The 14,036-nt window shown below is 75.7% G+C and carries 17 protein-coding genes; 7 read left to right on the top strand and 10 right to left on the bottom strand.

Going from position 1 to position 14,036, the window contains the following annotated elements:
* Positions 1 to 61: 61 nt before the first annotated feature.
* From LG379_RS06030 to LG379_RS06040, 3 genes are all read right to left on the bottom strand, one after another.
* Positions 62 to 427, bottom strand: a complete 366-nt coding sequence (locus tag LG379_RS06030; RefSeq protein ID WP_370634446.1) for an Rv3235 family protein — start codon at positions 425 to 427, stop codon at positions 62 to 64.
* A 227-nt stretch (positions 428 to 654) separates the two neighbouring features.
* Entirely contained in the window at positions 655 to 1,512 is an 858-nt protein-coding gene (locus LG379_RS06035; RefSeq protein WP_225753681.1) for a LysM peptidoglycan-binding domain-containing protein, read from the bottom strand.
* Between the two features lie 232 nt (positions 1,513 to 1,744).
* Complete coding sequence (locus LG379_RS06040; protein ID WP_225753682.1) at positions 1,745 to 3,025, bottom strand: MFS transporter; 1,281 nt, start codon at positions 3,023 to 3,025, stop codon at positions 1,745 to 1,747.
* Between the two features lie 165 nt (positions 3,026 to 3,190).
* Between LG379_RS06040 and LG379_RS06045 the strand changes: the two genes are divergently transcribed.
* On the top strand, positions 3,191 to 3,724 hold the full coding sequence (locus LG379_RS06045) for a hypothetical protein (protein WP_225753683.1): 534 nt from the start codon (positions 3,191 to 3,193) through the stop codon (positions 3,722 to 3,724).
* Between the two features lie 51 nt (positions 3,725 to 3,775).
* On the opposite strand, the gene LG379_RS06050 is transcribed toward LG379_RS06045, so the two are convergent.
* A complete protein-coding gene (locus LG379_RS06050) occupies positions 3,776 to 4,027 on the bottom strand; it encodes a helix-turn-helix domain-containing protein (RefSeq protein ID WP_225753684.1) in 252 nt (83 codons plus the stop codon).
* A 187-nt stretch (positions 4,028 to 4,214) separates the two neighbouring features.
* Here LG379_RS06050 and LG379_RS06055 point away from each other — a divergent pair, with 187 nt between their 5' ends.
* Genes LG379_RS06055 through LG379_RS06065 form a run of 3 tightly spaced genes read left to right on the top strand, consistent with a single transcriptional unit; the run spans position 4,215 to position 6,770 of the window.
* Entirely contained in the window at positions 4,215 to 4,946 is a 732-nt protein-coding gene (locus tag LG379_RS06055; RefSeq protein ID WP_225753685.1) for a hypothetical protein, read from the top strand.
* Complete coding sequence (locus LG379_RS06060; RefSeq protein ID WP_225753686.1) at positions 4,943 to 6,304, top strand: hypothetical protein; 1,362 nt, start codon at positions 4,943 to 4,945, stop codon at positions 6,302 to 6,304. The genes LG379_RS06055 and LG379_RS06060 overlap by 4 nt, the downstream gene beginning before the upstream one ends.
* A 4-nt stretch (positions 6,305 to 6,308) precedes the next feature.
* Positions 6,309 to 6,770, top strand: a complete 462-nt coding sequence (locus LG379_RS06065) for a hypothetical protein (RefSeq protein ID WP_225753687.1) — start codon at positions 6,309 to 6,311, stop codon at positions 6,768 to 6,770.
* A gap of 5 nt (positions 6,771 to 6,775) precedes the next feature.
* Here the strand turns inward: LG379_RS06065 and hisN are convergent, their stop codons facing one another.
* The 4 genes from hisN to LG379_RS06085 form a co-directional block, all read right to left on the bottom strand.
* Entirely contained in the window at positions 6,776 to 7,576 is an 801-nt protein-coding gene (hisN, locus tag LG379_RS06070; RefSeq protein ID WP_225753688.1) for a histidinol-phosphatase, read from the bottom strand.
* Complete coding sequence (locus LG379_RS06075; RefSeq protein ID WP_225753689.1) at positions 7,573 to 8,697, bottom strand: ribosome small subunit-dependent GTPase A; 1,125 nt, start codon at positions 8,695 to 8,697, stop codon at positions 7,573 to 7,575. The genes hisN and LG379_RS06075 overlap by 4 nt, the downstream gene beginning before the upstream one ends.
* Positions 8,698 to 8,757: 60 nt before the next feature.
* Positions 8,758 to 10,155 carry a 3-phosphoshikimate 1-carboxyvinyltransferase gene (gene aroA, locus LG379_RS06080; protein WP_225753690.1) on the bottom strand — a complete coding sequence of 466 codons (1,398 nt, stop codon included), beginning with the start codon at positions 10,153 to 10,155 and terminating at the stop codon, positions 8,758 to 8,760.
* A gap of 97 nt (positions 10,156 to 10,252) precedes the next feature.
* On the bottom strand, positions 10,253 to 10,837 hold the full coding sequence (locus LG379_RS06085) for a DoxX family membrane protein (RefSeq protein WP_225753691.1): 585 nt from the start codon (positions 10,835 to 10,837) through the stop codon (positions 10,253 to 10,255).
* 81 nt (positions 10,838 to 10,918) lie between these two features.
* On the opposite strand from LG379_RS06085, the gene LG379_RS06090 reads away from it, so the two are divergent.
* Together LG379_RS06090 and rsrA are read left to right on the top strand one after the other, a co-directional pair.
* Positions 10,919 to 11,668 carry a sigma-70 family RNA polymerase sigma factor gene (locus tag LG379_RS06090; protein WP_370634447.1) on the top strand — a complete coding sequence of 250 codons (750 nt, stop codon included), beginning with the start codon at positions 10,919 to 10,921 and terminating at the stop codon, positions 11,666 to 11,668.
* Positions 11,665 to 11,961, top strand: coding sequence for a mycothiol system anti-sigma-R factor (gene rsrA / locus LG379_RS06095; RefSeq protein ID WP_225753693.1), 297 nt, complete (start codon positions 11,665 to 11,667; stop codon positions 11,959 to 11,961). The genes LG379_RS06090 and rsrA overlap by 4 nt, the downstream gene beginning before the upstream one ends.
* A gap of 93 nt (positions 11,962 to 12,054) precedes the next feature.
* Here the strand turns inward: rsrA and LG379_RS17070 are convergent, their stop codons facing one another.
* On the bottom strand, positions 12,055 to 12,129 hold the full coding sequence (locus tag LG379_RS17070) for a 50S ribosomal protein bL37 (protein WP_155859599.1): 75 nt from the start codon (positions 12,127 to 12,129) through the stop codon (positions 12,055 to 12,057).
* 175 nt (positions 12,130 to 12,304) lie between these two features.
* Between LG379_RS17070 and LG379_RS06100 the strand changes: the two genes are divergently transcribed.
* The gene (locus tag LG379_RS06100; RefSeq protein ID WP_225753694.1) at positions 12,305 to 13,393 is read left to right on the top strand and encodes a type IV pilus twitching motility protein PilT; all 1,089 of its coding nucleotides are present in this window, start codon (positions 12,305 to 12,307) and stop codon (positions 13,391 to 13,393) included.
* 9 nt (positions 13,394 to 13,402) lie between these two features.
* On the opposite strand, the gene LG379_RS06105 is transcribed toward LG379_RS06100, so the two are convergent.
* Positions 13,403 to 14,008, bottom strand: coding sequence for a GDSL-type esterase/lipase family protein (locus LG379_RS06105; protein WP_225753695.1), 606 nt, complete (start codon positions 14,006 to 14,008; stop codon positions 13,403 to 13,405).
* Between the last annotated feature and the right edge of the window lie 28 nt (positions 14,009 to 14,036).

The raw sequence follows: 14,036 nt of genomic DNA on the forward strand, positions 1-14,036 counted from the left end.
GGTCCCGACCGTATGACCGCGTGAGGGTCCGACCACCCCGTCGACCAGTCCGAGGGGCCGGTCAGTAGATCTCCAGCACGGACGCCCGCCACCGCCTGCGGTGCACCTCGAGGCGCACCGCCGCAGCGCGCACCGCGCGGCCGTCGTGCACGACCACGGTGACCTCTGCCACGTCGTCGGAGACGCGGCACACCGTCGCCCGTCGCGCCGACGCGCGTCGCACGGTGCCCGCCACGGGGCCGATCGCCGCCCGCCTGTCGGCGAGGTGCTCGTGCAGCTCGGGGGTGAGCCAGCGCACGAGCTGCCCGAGCGGTCGAGCGCCGGCGAGGACCTCGACCGCCGTCACCACGATCGCCCGTGCGAGGTCGCCCGGATCGGTCAACGGCTCCGGCGCCGCGGTGGCGACGGGACGCGGTGCCCACGCCACCTCCGTCAGGGGAGATCGGACGGACCAGGCCTGCGGCGCCCCGGCGGTCCCCAGCCCTTCGGGTCCTCGTGCCGGCGGGTCCACCGGTGGGGGCAGGAGCAGGCGCGGCCGGAAGGCAGGGGCGGGCGCACGCCCGGCGACCCCCGGACCCCCGCGGCGCGGGGCAGGCGGCACGCGCCCGGCCCCGCGGACCGCAGCGGCGGATCGCACCGTGGCAGCCGCCGCGCTCACCGGGTGCCCCCGGCAGCCGCGTTCGTGTCGTGGCCCGTCGCGTGGGTGTCGGCCGCGGCGCCGGGCACGGTGAGGACCTGGCCGGGCACGAGGACGTCCGGGTCCGCTCCGACGACCTCCCGGTTCGCCTCGTGCCACCGAGGCCACGCTGCGGCGATCTCGGCGTCCGTCGGCTCGACCAGTCGGGCCGCCGCGAGGCTCCACAACGTGTCACCCGGACGCACGGTGGCGGTCGCGCCGGCGGTGACCGCCGCGTCCGCCGGTGTCGTCGTCGCCGTGGCCACGGGTGCGGCGGCGGACTCCGCCGTGGTGGCGGCAGAGGTGGTGGGTGGGGACGTCGTCGAGGGGTCGCCCGCTGGTCGCTCCACGGGCGGGGCCGGCGGTGTCGCCGCCACGGGTGCCGCGGCTGCGGTCGAGGTGCTCGCCGCTCCGGGTGCCGCGGCCGTGGTCGAGGTGCTCGCCGCCGTCGGCTGCCATCCGAGGTCCGCCTCGGTCGCTGTCGCCGTCAGGGCGCCGCCGAGACCGAGACCCACCCCGAGGCCGGCCGCCACGACGCGGCGCAGCGCGGCGGGGGTCAGGACCCGCGCGGTCCGGTCGAGCGCCGCGGCGCGCCGCCCCGTGGCCCTGGCGAGCGCGGCGAGCGCGAGAGCGGAGCACCCCGTCGCCAGCATGCCGGCGGCGAGCGTGGCGACCGTGAGGACGCCGGCGAGGACGACGGTGTCGACCCCGGCGCGCGGTGCCAGCGCCGCCCCGACCACGTCGGGTACGGAGCGGCCGAGGGTGACCGCGATCGTGCAGCTCAGTGCTGCGGCGCCGAGCGCGCGTCCTGCTTCCCGACGTGACTGCTGTCCCATGGAGCCCCCCTGACCCGTCCCTCCGACGTCGTGCGTCGGCGAGGTTTGATGTCGTTTGATGCAGGAAGACACTGTTGGACCGAGGGTGATGCTGTCAACCCGTCGGGCGGGGTGTGGACAGCGATGCAGGACTCGACGCACGTCCGGCACGTCGGCACACGTCGCACCGCCGGTCGGCCGACCCGCCGGCGACCACCGTCCGAGCGGCGTGGTGCTCAGCCCGACGGGCTCCTCACGCGCTCGGAACAGGCCCGTCGGACCGGTGGTCCGCGGCTCCGGCCCCCCGCCGTGCCCGGTGCACGAGCGGCACGGCGAGCAGCTGCACGGCTGCCCCCACGACGTAGGACCCTCCGTACCCCCACCCGTCCGCGACGCGGCCGAGAGCGGGCTGGACGGCGACCCCGCCGACGCCGGCCACCAGGGAGTCGGCGGAGAGCAGGGTCGCGCGCTGCGCCGACGGGACGAGGTCGTTGAGCAGCGCCTGGCGGATCGGTGTGACGGCTGCCTGCGCCAGCCCGAAGACCACCAGCAGCACGAGAGCGACGGCGAAGGACCGGGTCAGACCGAGCAGGGCGAGCACGACGGCGCCGAGCACGACGGCGACCAGGATCGCCGTCGTGCGCCGCCGGACCACCCGGCGCAGACGGGGGGCGGCGAGGCCGCCCACGATCTGGGAGCCCGCGACGACGGCCGCTGCCAACCCCGCGACGGCGTAGGCGCCGCCCTCGCCGTAGAGCTCCAGCAGGAACGGCTGCATGGCGTAGAAGGCGTAGAAGAGCACGCCGGAGGTGAAGGCACCCGCGGCCATGAGGTGGCGCACCGGCGGGTTCGCGGCGGCTGCGCGCCAGGAGACCCCCGCGACGTCGCGGACGACGGCGCGCGCAGGCCTCGAGCGGTCCGGGGTGAAACCGAGGTCGCGCATGAAGACCGACGCGACCACCGTCATGACCAGCAGCATCCCGACCCGGAGCACGTAGGGGACGCCGAGGGTGGTGACCTGCGCGACGAGGCCACCGGCGACCGAACCGGTCAGCATCGCAGCCCCGGTGACGACCTGGGCCCGGGAGAAGACACCCTCGAGCCCCCCGAGCCAGCCTTCGTGCCGGAGGGCGTCCACCACCCAGGCCTCGAGCGCGCCGGAGAAGAATGTGAAGCCGAGCCCGAGCAGGACCGAGCTGACGGCCCACTGCCAGAACGGCGCCCCACCGACCTGCCACAGGGCGACGTAGAGCAGCGTCGTGGCAGCCAGCGTGACGGTGCCCATGAGGTAGGAGGCTCGTCGACCCCAGGTGTCCGCGACCACGCCGGTGGGGATCTCGAAGAGGACGATCCCCACGGTGAAGAACGCGTTGGCGGAGAACGCCTCGAGGTTGGACAACCCCGCGTCGAGGAGGAACAGCGTGTTGATGCCCCAGATGAACGAGGCCGCGAGGGTGTTGCCGAGCACGAGCACGAGGTAGGTGCGCTCGACGCGCCGTGCCGCACCGGTGGGGCGGGCCTCGCGGGCCTTCACGCGGCCGTGCTGCGGCGGGACGGCTCGACGTCCATGGTGCCTCCCGTGCGGACCGCGCGACCACGACGGGCCGGCCGCCCCACCGACCGTACGCCGACGGGGATCGCTCCCTCAACGGGCGAGGACGCCCGCCTCGGGCGGCGGCTGCTGCGTTAGCGTGCCGCCGTGCGATGGGACGCGTTGTTCGCCGACATGGAGCTGCAGGTCGACGCCCTCGACGCCGAGGCGCGCACGGCGCAGGTGGCCGAGCTGACCCGTGCCGAGCGCTCGTCGGTCCACCTCGTCGACCGGCTCCGGGCAGGCGTCGGCTCGCCGGTCGAGGTGCTGGTCCGGACCGGCGCGCGGCTCGGCGGAGACCTCCTCGACGTCGGCGGGACGTGGCTGCTGCTCCAGGACGGTCGCCGGGAGCACCTGGTGCCCACGGCGGCGCTGGTCACGGTCGGCGGCATCCCGGCGGTCGCGGCGGCGGCGACCTCCTCGCCCCTGCGACGTCTCGGCCTCGGCCACGCGTTGCGTGCCCTGGCCCGCGACCGCTGCGTCGTCCGGGTGGACACGGCGGGCGGCACGGTCGTCGGGCGGCTGGACGCGGTGGGGGCGGACCACGTCGACGTCGGGCTCGTGGACGTCGCGGACCAGCGCCCGACCGGTGCCCGGTCGGCGGTGCTGCTGCCGGCGGTGGGCGTCGTCAGCCGGTGGTGAGCGCCGGATGCGCGCCGTGCCGCGCGCGTGCGCGCCTCATTCCCGTCACGCTCAGGAGGTCGTGTGCTCCGCGGCCGCCGGTGAGGCCTCGTGCTCCACGTCCCCCGCCGTGATGCGGGCCCGGGTCTGCTCGTACATTCGCGCGATGTACGCCTCCAGCTCGGTCGACTCGACCCGCCAGATGCCGCGCCCGCCGACCTGCAGCGCCGGCAGCTCCCCGCTGCGGACCAGCGAGTACGCCTGCGCGGCGGAGATGTTCAGGACCTCCTGGACGTCCGCGAGCGTGAGGAACCGAGGGGGCATGGCAGCAGTCTGGCACGGGGCCGGACGGCGCGGCCGCCGTCCACAGACCCGCGTCACTCGCGCACGGCGCCGCGTGCTCACGGCATGATGCTGCCCGGCGCCGGGCACGGCCGGCGCGGGCATGCAGCACGAGCAGGCAGGACGAGCAGGCAGGACGAGCAGGGCAGGACCGGGCGAGGGGGGCGTCGTGAGCACGACCATGGGACAGCTGACGGGCAGGGTCGGGGAGGGGCGCCCGGGGGGTCGGCCCGATCGACCGGACGGAGCCGCCGGCGCCCTGCCCGCCCCGCGTGCAGCACGACTGCGCCGCCCCGGCTGGCGCGACCCGCGGCTGCTGCTCGGGGTTGCGCTCGTCGGGCTCTCGGTGCTGCTCGGGTCCTGGGCGGTCGCGAGCGCAGCCAGGACGGTGCCCGTGCTCGCCGCCGTGGAGGCGCTCGTGCCGGGTGACCCGGTGCGCGCGGAGGCGCTGCGGGTGGTGGACGTCCGCGTCCCGGACGAGGCGACCGCCTACCTGAGGGCCGGCACGGACCTGGAGGGCCTCGTCGTGACCCGCGTCGTCAGGGCGGGCGAGCTGGTCCCGGCCTCCGCCGTCGCCACGGAGAGCGACACGGGCTCCCGGGCGGTCGCGGTCACGACCGGCGGGCGACTGTCCGGCGATGTCGTCGAGGGCTCCCTCGTGGACCTGTGGTTCGTCCCGGAGCCGGTCACCGGCGCCGCCGACGACGACGCCGCCCCACCGCGCGAGCTCGCCCGCTCGCTCGTGGTGGCCGAGGTCGACGAGAGCGGCTCCGCGTTCTCCGTCGGCTCCGGCGTCACGGTGCACGTGCTCGTGCCGCTGCCCGACCTCGCCGCCGTGCTGTCCGCGGTGCGGGGGCCCGGCACGGTCGAGCTCGTCCCCGTCCCCGGCGGGGCGCCGTGACGGTCGGGGTCCTGTGCGCCCTGCGCGGGGACGTCGAGACGGCGGTGGTCCGTCATCTCGACGGCGCCGTCGGCCTCGAGGTGACGCGGCGGTGCGCGGACCTCGCCGAGCTGCTGGCCTCCGGTGCGGCCGGCGTGGGCGGCGTCGCCGTCGTCGCCTCCTCGCTGGCCGGTCTCGACCGGGAGGTCGTGCGCCACCTTCAGGGCTCGCAGGTGCACGTGGTGCTCGTCGACCTCGGCTCGTTGCCGGGTGAGCCGGACGCCGCAGCCCTCGGCGCCGACCTCGTGCTGGGCACCGACGCGCTCGACGACCTCGTCGGGCAGCTGCGGGCGCTGCTGGCGGACGGCGAGCGCACGGGCCGGCGGCCGGGCGAGGTCGCCGGGTCCGCCCGCCTCGCGGCTGCCGTCGCGACCGGCCCCGCCGGGACGGGCTCCACGGCGCCCGTGACGGCTCAGGCGCGTCCCGGCGGCGCCGACGGCCCGGTCCCCGGCGCACCAGGGGCCGCGTCCACGACGCTGCTGCCGGCAGGCGCCGTCGTCGCGGTGTGGGGCCCGGCCGGTGCGCCCGGTCGCACCACGACGGCCGTCTCGCTCGCCGCGGAGCTCGCCTCGCGGTCGCCGGTGCCCGGCGAGGAGGTGCTGCTCGTCGACGCCGACACCTACGGCGGCGCCGTCGGCGCCGTCCTCGGCCTGCTCGACGAGGCCCCCGGGCTCGCCGCGGCGGTCCGCGCGGCGACCGGTGGGCACCTCGACGTGGTCACGCTCGCCGGCCTCACGCCGCTGGTGCACGACGGGCTGCGGGTGCTCACCGGCATCAGCCGGGCGGCGCGCTGGCCCGAGATCTCGGACGCCGGCCTGGAGGTCCTGTGGCCCGCTTGCCGCCGCCTCGCCCGCACCACCGTCGTCGACACCGGCTTCTGCCTCGAGGAGGACGAGGTGCTCAGCTACGACACCCGTGCGCCGCGCCGCAACGCCGCGACGCTGTCGGCCCTGACCGCTGCGGACGTCGTCATGGTCGTGGGTGCCGGTGACCCCCTCGGCCTCCAGCGCCTGGTCCGCGGCCTGGCCGACCTCGCCGAGGCGCCGGCCACCTCGGCCTGCCGGCGCGTCGTCGTCGTCAACCGCGTGCGCCCCGGCACGGCGGGGCCGCGGCCCGCCGAGGCGGTCCGGGACGCCCTCCGGCGGTACGCCGGCGTGGAGGACGTGCACGTCCTGCCGGACGAACCGGCGGTCTGCGACGCGGCCCTGCTGTCCGGGCGCAGCATCGTGGAGCACGCCCCCGGCTCGAGCCTGCGCCGGGCCGTCGCCCGCCTCGCCGACGACGTGCTCGCCGTCGTCGCACCCGTGGGGGCACACTGAGCCGGTGCGCATCTACCTCCCCGCCAGCCTGCCCGAGCTGGCGTCGTCCTCCGGGCTGTCGGCCCGGCTCGTCCACGCCGTGACGCCGGCGCTGCGGTCCGCGCTGCCGGACGAGGACGAGGAGGGCCTGGAGTACGCCGCGCAGCTGCTGGCCGCCGACGACAGCCTCGACCTCCTCGACGCCCTGCCGCCCGCGGCACGCCGACGGGTCGTCGTCGCCGCCGACGTGCCCGAGAGCCTCGTGGAGCCGGTCGAGGGCGAGGCCCACGCCCCGAGCGTGGTGCGGCTGGTCGGCGGTGTCGGGTGGTCCGACGTCGCGTGCGCGCACGTCGACGAGGCCGCAGCGGAGCGCGACGTGACGGCGACGCTCGCGGGCGACGACGACGCGGCGGACCGTCTCGCCGAGCGGGACCTGCTCTGGTACGACGTCAGCGAGCTCGCCACGCTCGGCGGCACGGCCCGCTGACGGGGCTACTCGCCGAAGGGGTCGAGGAACGCCCGGGCCTGGTCGTGCAGAGCCCCGTTCGTCGCCAGGGCCGAGCCGCCGAACGGGCCCGGCGTGCCCGTGAGCGAGGTGAACGTGCCGCCGGCCTCCGTGACGATCGGCACGAGCGCCGCCATGTCGTGCAGCGCGAGCTCCGGCTCGGCGGCGATGTCCACCGCCCCCTCGGCCACCAGCACGTAGGACCAGAAGTCGCCGTAGGCGCGGGTCCGCCACACCGCCCGCGTGAGGTCGAGGAACCCCTCGAGTCGCCCCTGCTCCTCCCAGCCGGACAGGCTCGAGTACGACAGGGACGCGTCCTCCAGCCGGGTGACCTGCGAGACGTGCAGCCGGCTCGCGGAGGCGAGAGACCGTCCCGTCCACGCGCCGCTGCCCTCGGCGGCCCACCACCGCCGTCCGAGCGCCGGTGCGCTGACGACGCCCAGCACGGGGCGGCCGGCGTCGACGAGCGCGATGAGCGTCGCCCACACCGGGACGCCTCGCACGAAGTTCTTCGTGCCGTCGATGGGGTCGATCACCCACTGCCGCGGCCCGTGACCGGTGTCCGGCATCTCCTCGCCGACGACGGCGTCACGGGGTCGGGTCCGCGCCAGCTGGGACCGGACGATCTCCTCCGCCTGGCGGTCCGCGTCGGTGACGGGTGTGGTGTCCGGCTTCGTCTCCACCCGGAGGTCGAGCGCCTTGAAGCGGCCGGTCGTCAGCCCGTCCACCTGGTCCGCGATCACGTGGGCCAGGCGCAGGTCGTCGTCGTAGCCGGAGCGGATCGTCATGGCTGCACCGTAGCGGCCGAGGTGCGGGCGGCGAGCAGCCTCCGGAACGAGTCCACGCGCGCCGCCCGTTCGGTCCTGCCCGGGGCCAGGGGCGTCCCGTCCTCCGCACCCTCCTGGACCCACTCGTCGAGCGCGCAGTCCGGCGCGTCGGCGGCGTGCGAGCAGCCGCGAGGGCACCGGTCGGTCGCGACGTCGGACAGGTCGGCGAACGCCCGCAGCAGGTCGTCGGGGCTGACGTGGGCGAGGCCGAAGGAGCGCACGCCGGGCGTGTCGATGACCCAGCCGTCCCTGCCCGGGAGGCGCAGCACCACCGCGGAGGACGACGTGTGCCGGCCGCGCCCGGTCACGTCGTTGACGCCGCCCGTCGCGCGGGCGGCGTCCGGCACGAGCGCGTTGACGAGGGTCGACTTCCCGACACCCGAGTGGCCGACGAGGACGGACGTGCGGCCGGCGAGCCGCCGCCGCACCTCCTCGAGCCCGCGGATCCCGCGCTCGCGGCCGCCGGTGCTGCCGGAGGGAGCAGGGTCGGCGTCCGCGTCGTCGGCCTCCTGCGTGAACGACGTGACGACGACCTCCACGCCGATCGGCACGTAGAGGGCGACGAGCTCGTCGGGCGACGCCAGGTCGGCCTTGGTCAGGCACAGCAGGACGTCCATGCCGGCGACGTACGCGGCGGCGACGCACCGGTCGATCATGCGCGTGCGCGGCTCCGGGTCCGCCAGCGCCGTCACCACGACGAGCTGGTCGGCGTTGGCGACGATGACGCGCTCCACCGGGTCGGTGTCGTCGGCGGTCCGTCGCAGGACGGTGGCGCGCTCGGCCACGCGGACGATGCGGGCCAGCGTCCCGGGGTCGCCGGACGTGTCCCCGACGACGTCCACCCGGTCGCCGCAGACCACGCGCTCCCGGCCGAGCTCGCGCGCCCGCATCGAGGTGATGGTCCGCTCCGTCGGCTCTCCCTCGCCCACGAGGAGGGTGTAACGCCCGCGGTCCACAGCGGTGACCAGCGCCGGGACGGCGTCCTCGTGGCTCGGGCGCTGCTTGGTCCGCGGACGCGAGCCCCGGGGGTTCGGGCGGTTGCGGACGTGGCTCTCGTCGTACCGCCCCGCGAGACGGCTCACCGCTGCCCGCCGCGGGGCGCCGCGCCGTCCGCCCCTGCCGTCACCGTCGTCCCACGCTGCTCAGCGCTCCGCGCCGTGTCCGTCGGCGCCGTCCTGGCTGCCGAGCATGCCCCGCCACATCCCGACGAAGTCCGGCAGCGTCTTGCCGGTCGTCGCGACGTCGACGACCTCCACGCCCGGGACGCGCAGACCGATGAGCGCGGCGGCCGTGGCCATCCGGTGGTCGTGGTACGTCTCGACACGCGCACCGCGCATCGGGGCCGGAGTGATGACGAGCCCGTCCGACGTCTGCTCGGCACGTCCACCCAGGCGGGTGATCTCCGTGGCCAGGGCGTGCAGCCGGTCCGTCTCGTGGCCCCGGATGTGCGCGATCCCGCGCAGCCGGGTGGGGGAGTCGGCGAGCGTGGCGAGCGCGGCGACGGTCGGGGCCAGCTCGCCGGCCTCGTGCAGGTCCACGTCGACGCCGTGGACGGCGCCGGTGCCGGTCACCTCCAGCACGTCGCCGCGGCGCTCGACGACGCCGCCCATCGCGGTGAGCAGCTGCGGCAGGAGCATGCCGGGCTGCGTGCTGTGCTCCGGCCAGCCGGGGACGCGGACGGTCCCGCCCGCGACGAGGGCGGCGCAGAGGAACGGGGCCGCGTTGGACAGGTCCGGCTCGACCCTCAGGTCACGGGCCCGGACGGCACCGGGGGCCACGCGCCAGATGCCGGGCCGCGAGTCGTCGACGTCCACGCCGGCCTCCCGCAGCACCGCCACGGTCATCTCGATGTGCGGCAGGCTCGGGAGCGTGCGGCCGGTGTGGCGCAGCTCGAGACCGTCCTGGAACCGGGGCGCCGCGAGCAGCAGGCCGGACACGAACTGCGAGGAACCGCTCGCGTCGACGTCCACGTGCCCCCCACGGACCCGGCCCGTGCCGGTGAGGGTGAAGGGCAGCGTGCCGCGGCCGTCGTCGTCGACGTCGACGCCCAGCGCCTGAAGCGCCCGCAGGACCGGACCCATGGGTCGCGAGCGGGCGGGCGGGTCGCCGTCGAAGCGGACCGGGCGCGCCAGGAGCGCTGCGACCGACGGCAGGAACCTCATGACGGTGCCGGCCAGCCCGCAGTGCACCTCGAGCGCGGGGCGGTCGGCGGCGTCCCGGACGGCGGGGCCCGCCGGCAGGGGTGTCACGGACCAGTCGGAGCCGTCAGGGTCGACCGGCGCGCCCAGGGTCGTGAGCGCCTCCGCCATGCGCCGGGTGTCGCTGGAGGTCAGCGCGCCGCGCACGACCCCGGGCGCCTCGGCCAGCGCGGCGAGGACGAGGTAGCGGTTCGTCAGCGACTTCGACCCCGGGACCTCGACCGTGGCGTCCAGCGGGACGTCGGCGGTCGGCGCCACGAAGCTGCCGTCGGCCTGCACGGTGCCCGGCGCGGATCGCGGGAACGAGGTCCCGTCGGGGGACGCGGTGGCCGTCGAGCTCATGAGGTCGAGGCTACCCGCGCGTCCCGGACCACCCGCGGACCGTCCGCAGGTGGTCGTGTCCCCTGGCGTCCGTGGCGCGTCCAGGACGCGCCGCCGATCAGGACGTCGCGCGTCGCGCGTCCTTGAGCGCGGCGCGCACCTCGCGCCGGGCCTCGGCGACCGCGGTCCGCGCCTCCTTGGTGGTCGCCCGGTCGACACGCGCGTGCCCGGCCCGCCACGCCAGCCCCGGCCGGCCCTCGAGGTCCACGGCCGCGATGAGGGTGGCGCCGATCATCGACAGGTCCCGGAGGAAGCGGTCGAGGCCACTGGTGCCTGAGCCCGCGGCGGTGAGGCGGGACAGCCGGCCGACCGGACGGTCCCCCGACGTCGTGGAGCCCGGCTGGGGCCAGGGAGCGTGCGCGGCTGCCACGGGCACCGTCAGCAGGGCGAGCGCGAGGGCGGCGGTGCGCGGCGCGCGTCCGACGGCGAGCGCGGCGCCGGCGAGGGTGACGGTCGCCCCGTGCAGCCGGACCGCGGTGGTCATGCGCCGGCGCTCGACGGGCGGGAGGTCGAGGCGTGCGGAGAGCCGGCGGTAGGTCTCCTCGGCGCGGTCGACGTGCGCCTCCGGGTGGCGCAGGGCGTCGACGCCGTCGGCGACGAACGCGGTGGCGAGCAGGGGGCGAGCGATACGCCGGACCAGCATGGACGTCTCCTTCTCCGCGACGGACGTGCGCTGATCACGCTAGCCGCTCCCGCTCGGGGTCGCCCGGCGTGCGGGCCGGGAATGCGTCGGCGGGCGACGGGCGTTCCGACTGGCATGACTGCCTGCTCCACGCTGGCGGTGGACACCGCGCCGCCGACGGGTGCACCCGCGACCACCGTCGTCGTCGTCGGACGGCTAGGCTCCATCCCGATGAGCGAGGACACGCACCGGGCACCGGCCGAGGAGGACGACGGCGCACGCGCCGAGCGTTTCGAGACCGAGGCGCTGGTCTACGTCGACCAGCTGTACTCCGCGGCGCTGCGGATGACCCGGAACCCGGCCGACGCCGAGGACCTCGTCCAGGAGACGGTCGCGAAGGCGTTCGCAGCGTTCCACCAGTACCGGCCGGGGACGAACCTCAAGGCGTGGCTGTACCGGATCCTCACGAACACGTTCATCAACAGCTACCGCAAGAAGCAGCGTGAGCCGCTGCAGTCGGGCTCGGACGAGATCGAGGACTGGCAGATCGCCCGTGCGGCGTCGCACACGTCCGCGGGCCTGCGCTCCGCCGAGGCCGAGGCGCTGGACCACCTGCCGGACTCCGACGTCAAGGAGGCCCTGCAGTCCATCGGCGAGGAGTTCCGCATCGCGGTCTACCTCGCCGACGTCGAGGGCTTCGCGTACAAGGAGATCGCCGAGATCATGGGCACGCCGATCGGGACCGTGATGTCGCGGCTGCACCGGGGGCGGCGCCAGCTGCGCGAGCTCCTCACGGACTACGCGCGAGAGCGCGGACTCGTCCCGGCGTCCACGGAAGGGGCGGACCAGTGATCGAGGACCACGTGCCGCACGGCACCGCGGGCGGCGGCGAGGACGGTCCGGTGGACTGCGCGGAGGCGCTGTCGCGGCTGTTCGAGTTCCTGGACCAGGAGGTCGACGAGTCGCAGGGCGACAGGATCCGTCAGCACCTGGCGGACTGCGAGCCCTGCCTGGCGGAGTACGACGTCGAGGACCACCTCAAGAAGCTCATCCGGCGCTCGTGCACCGAGGCGGCGCCGTCGGAGCTGCACGTGCGGATCCGCCAGCAGCTCACGGTGCTCCGGACCCAGGTCCGCGAGCGCTGACACGACGCCCGCCGGCACGCCCGCGCGGGGACGGGTCGACCGGGGCGAGGACGAGAGAGGGCGGCGGGTCCGTCCGGACCGGCCGCCCTCGTCTCACGCGTTGGGTCGGTTGCCGTGGTTGGCGGCGCTGCCCTTGCGGGACCGGCGCTTGCGTCCGCGCTTGCTCATCGTGACTCCTCGTGGGTGGGGCCTCCCGGACGGGCCGGGCACACAAGCGGACATCGTCCCACACCCGCACGGCGCGGTGCGCATCGAGCCGCGCGGGTCCCGACGCCACCCGGACGGCGCAGCGCGCATGGCGCGGATCGCTCAGGTCGGCGCGGCCGCCGACCGATAAGGGGGTGTGACCACCAAAAGCCAGTCCGTGATCCCCCTGCTGCACGCGCTCGGCGGGTCCAACGCGTCGGACCTGCACTGCAAGGTCGGGTCCCCCCCGCGGTTGCGCGTGGACGGCCGCCTGCGGCGCCTGCAGGTGCCGGCGCTCACCCCGGAGGACACCGAGCGCATGCTCGACGAGGTCCTCCCGTCGAACCTGCACGGGAGCTTCACCGCGACCCACGAGGCCGACTTCGCCTACTCGCTGCCGGGGGTCGGGCGGTTCCGTGTGAACGCCTACCAGGCTCGCGGCACGATCGGGATGGTCTTCCGCCGGGTGTCCCAGGGTGCCCAGACGCTGGTGGAGCTCGCCCTGCCGGAGGTCGTGGGGGAGCTGGCGCTGGAGCCTCGCGGCCTCATCCTCGTCACCGGTCCGACCGGCTCCGGCAAGACGACGACGCTCGCCTCGATGGTCGACCTCATCAACACGTACCGCGAGGTCAACATCGTCACGATCGAGGACCCCATCGAGATCCTGCACTCGGACAAGAAGGCGATGATCTCCCAGCGGGAGGTGCACCACGACACGGCGGACTTCACGGTCGCCCTGCGTGCCGCCATGCGCCAGGACCCCGACGTCATCCTCGTCGGCGAGATGCGCGACGTGGAGACCGTGCGCGCCGCCCTGTCCGCGGCGGAGACCGGCCACCTCGTCATGTCGACGCTGCACACCATCGACGCGCAGGAGACGATCAACCGCATCGTCGACTTCTTCCAGCCGCACGAGCAGAAGCAGATCCGGCACGCGCTCGCGCAGGCGCTGCGCGGGATCGTCTCCCAGCGCCTCGTGCGGCGTGCGGACGGCCAGGGCCGGGCCGCCGTCGTCGAGGTCATGGTCAACACCGGCCGCACGGCCGAGGCGATCCAGGAGCCGTACGACAACCCGCCGATCGAGGACCTCATCGCGGACGGCGAGTTCTACAAGATGCAGACGTTCGACCAGCACCTCTTCCAGCTGGTCCGCGACGGGGTCATCACCTACGAGGACGCGCTCACCGTGTCCACCAAGCCCCAGGACCTCACGGTCCAGCTGCGGGGGGCCGGCGTCGTCCACTGACGCGCGGGCTCAGGCCTCGTCGTCGGGCAGGCCGAGCCAGCGGTGCCAGCCGCCGTGCAGGACGAGCCAGGCCATGAGGCCGTACCCGGCCTGCCCGGGCGTGCGGCCGTCGCCGCCGGCGAGGTCCATGAGCCACTGCTCGTGCTGCACGAGCGGGGTGAAGGTGTCGACGTACGGGACCTGACGGCGCCGGGCCACGTCGGCGAACGCCGCGGAGAGCTCCGCCTGCCGGCCGGTCTCCTCGCGGGTGGTCGGCGGGGGACCGACGACGAAGGTGTGGATGCGGCGCTGCTCGGCGACGTCGAGGACGTTGGCGAGGTTGAGCCGGCTGCGGGCCAGGGAGATGCCGCTGCTGAGGTCCGCGTGGCTGAGCCCGACCACGAGGCGCGGCTCGACGGCGGTGTCCTGGCCCAGCCGCGGTGCGGTCTCGGCCTCCCACCGGGCGCTCAGCGCCGTCGTCGTCTCGCCGGGGACCGCGAGCGGCATGACGAGGGGCGGCGGGTCCGCGGGCGTGCGGGCGACGACCCGGCCCACCCAGCCCAGGGCCTTGGGGTCCCCGAAGCCGGCGACGAGCTCGTCACCGACGACGCAGATGCGCAGCGCGCGGTCCGTCACCTGTCCTCCTGTCGGTCGTGCGGCCAGT

The organism is Actinotalea sp. Marseille-Q4924, assembly GCF_916618755.1.
Taxonomy (GTDB): Bacteria; Actinomycetota; Actinomycetes; order Actinomycetales; family Cellulomonadaceae; genus Actinotalea.

Excerpts from the sequence above, each read along its gene's own strand:
- LG379_RS06090 (WP_370634447.1), top strand. The coding sequence starts at position 10,919 with ATGCGTCGGCGGGCGACGGGCGTTCCGACTGGCATGACTGCCTGCTCC.
- aroA (WP_225753690.1), bottom strand. The coding sequence starts at position 10,155 with ATGAGCTCGACGGCCACCGCGTCCCCCGACGGGACCTCGTTCCCGCGA.
- LG379_RS06050 (WP_225753684.1), bottom strand. The coding sequence starts at position 4,027 with ATGCCCCCTCGGTTCCTCACGCTCGCGGACGTCCAGGAGGTCCTGAAC.
- LG379_RS06035 (WP_225753681.1), bottom strand. The coding sequence starts at position 1,512 with ATGGGACAGCAGTCACGTCGGGAAGCAGGACGCGCGCTCGGCGCCGCA.
- LG379_RS06085 (WP_225753691.1), bottom strand. The coding sequence starts at position 10,837 with ATGCTGGTCCGGCGTATCGCTCGCCCCCTGCTCGCCACCGCGTTCGTC.
- hisN (WP_225753688.1), bottom strand. The coding sequence starts at position 7,576 with ATGACGATCCGCTCCGGCTACGACGACGACCTGCGCCTGGCCCACGTG.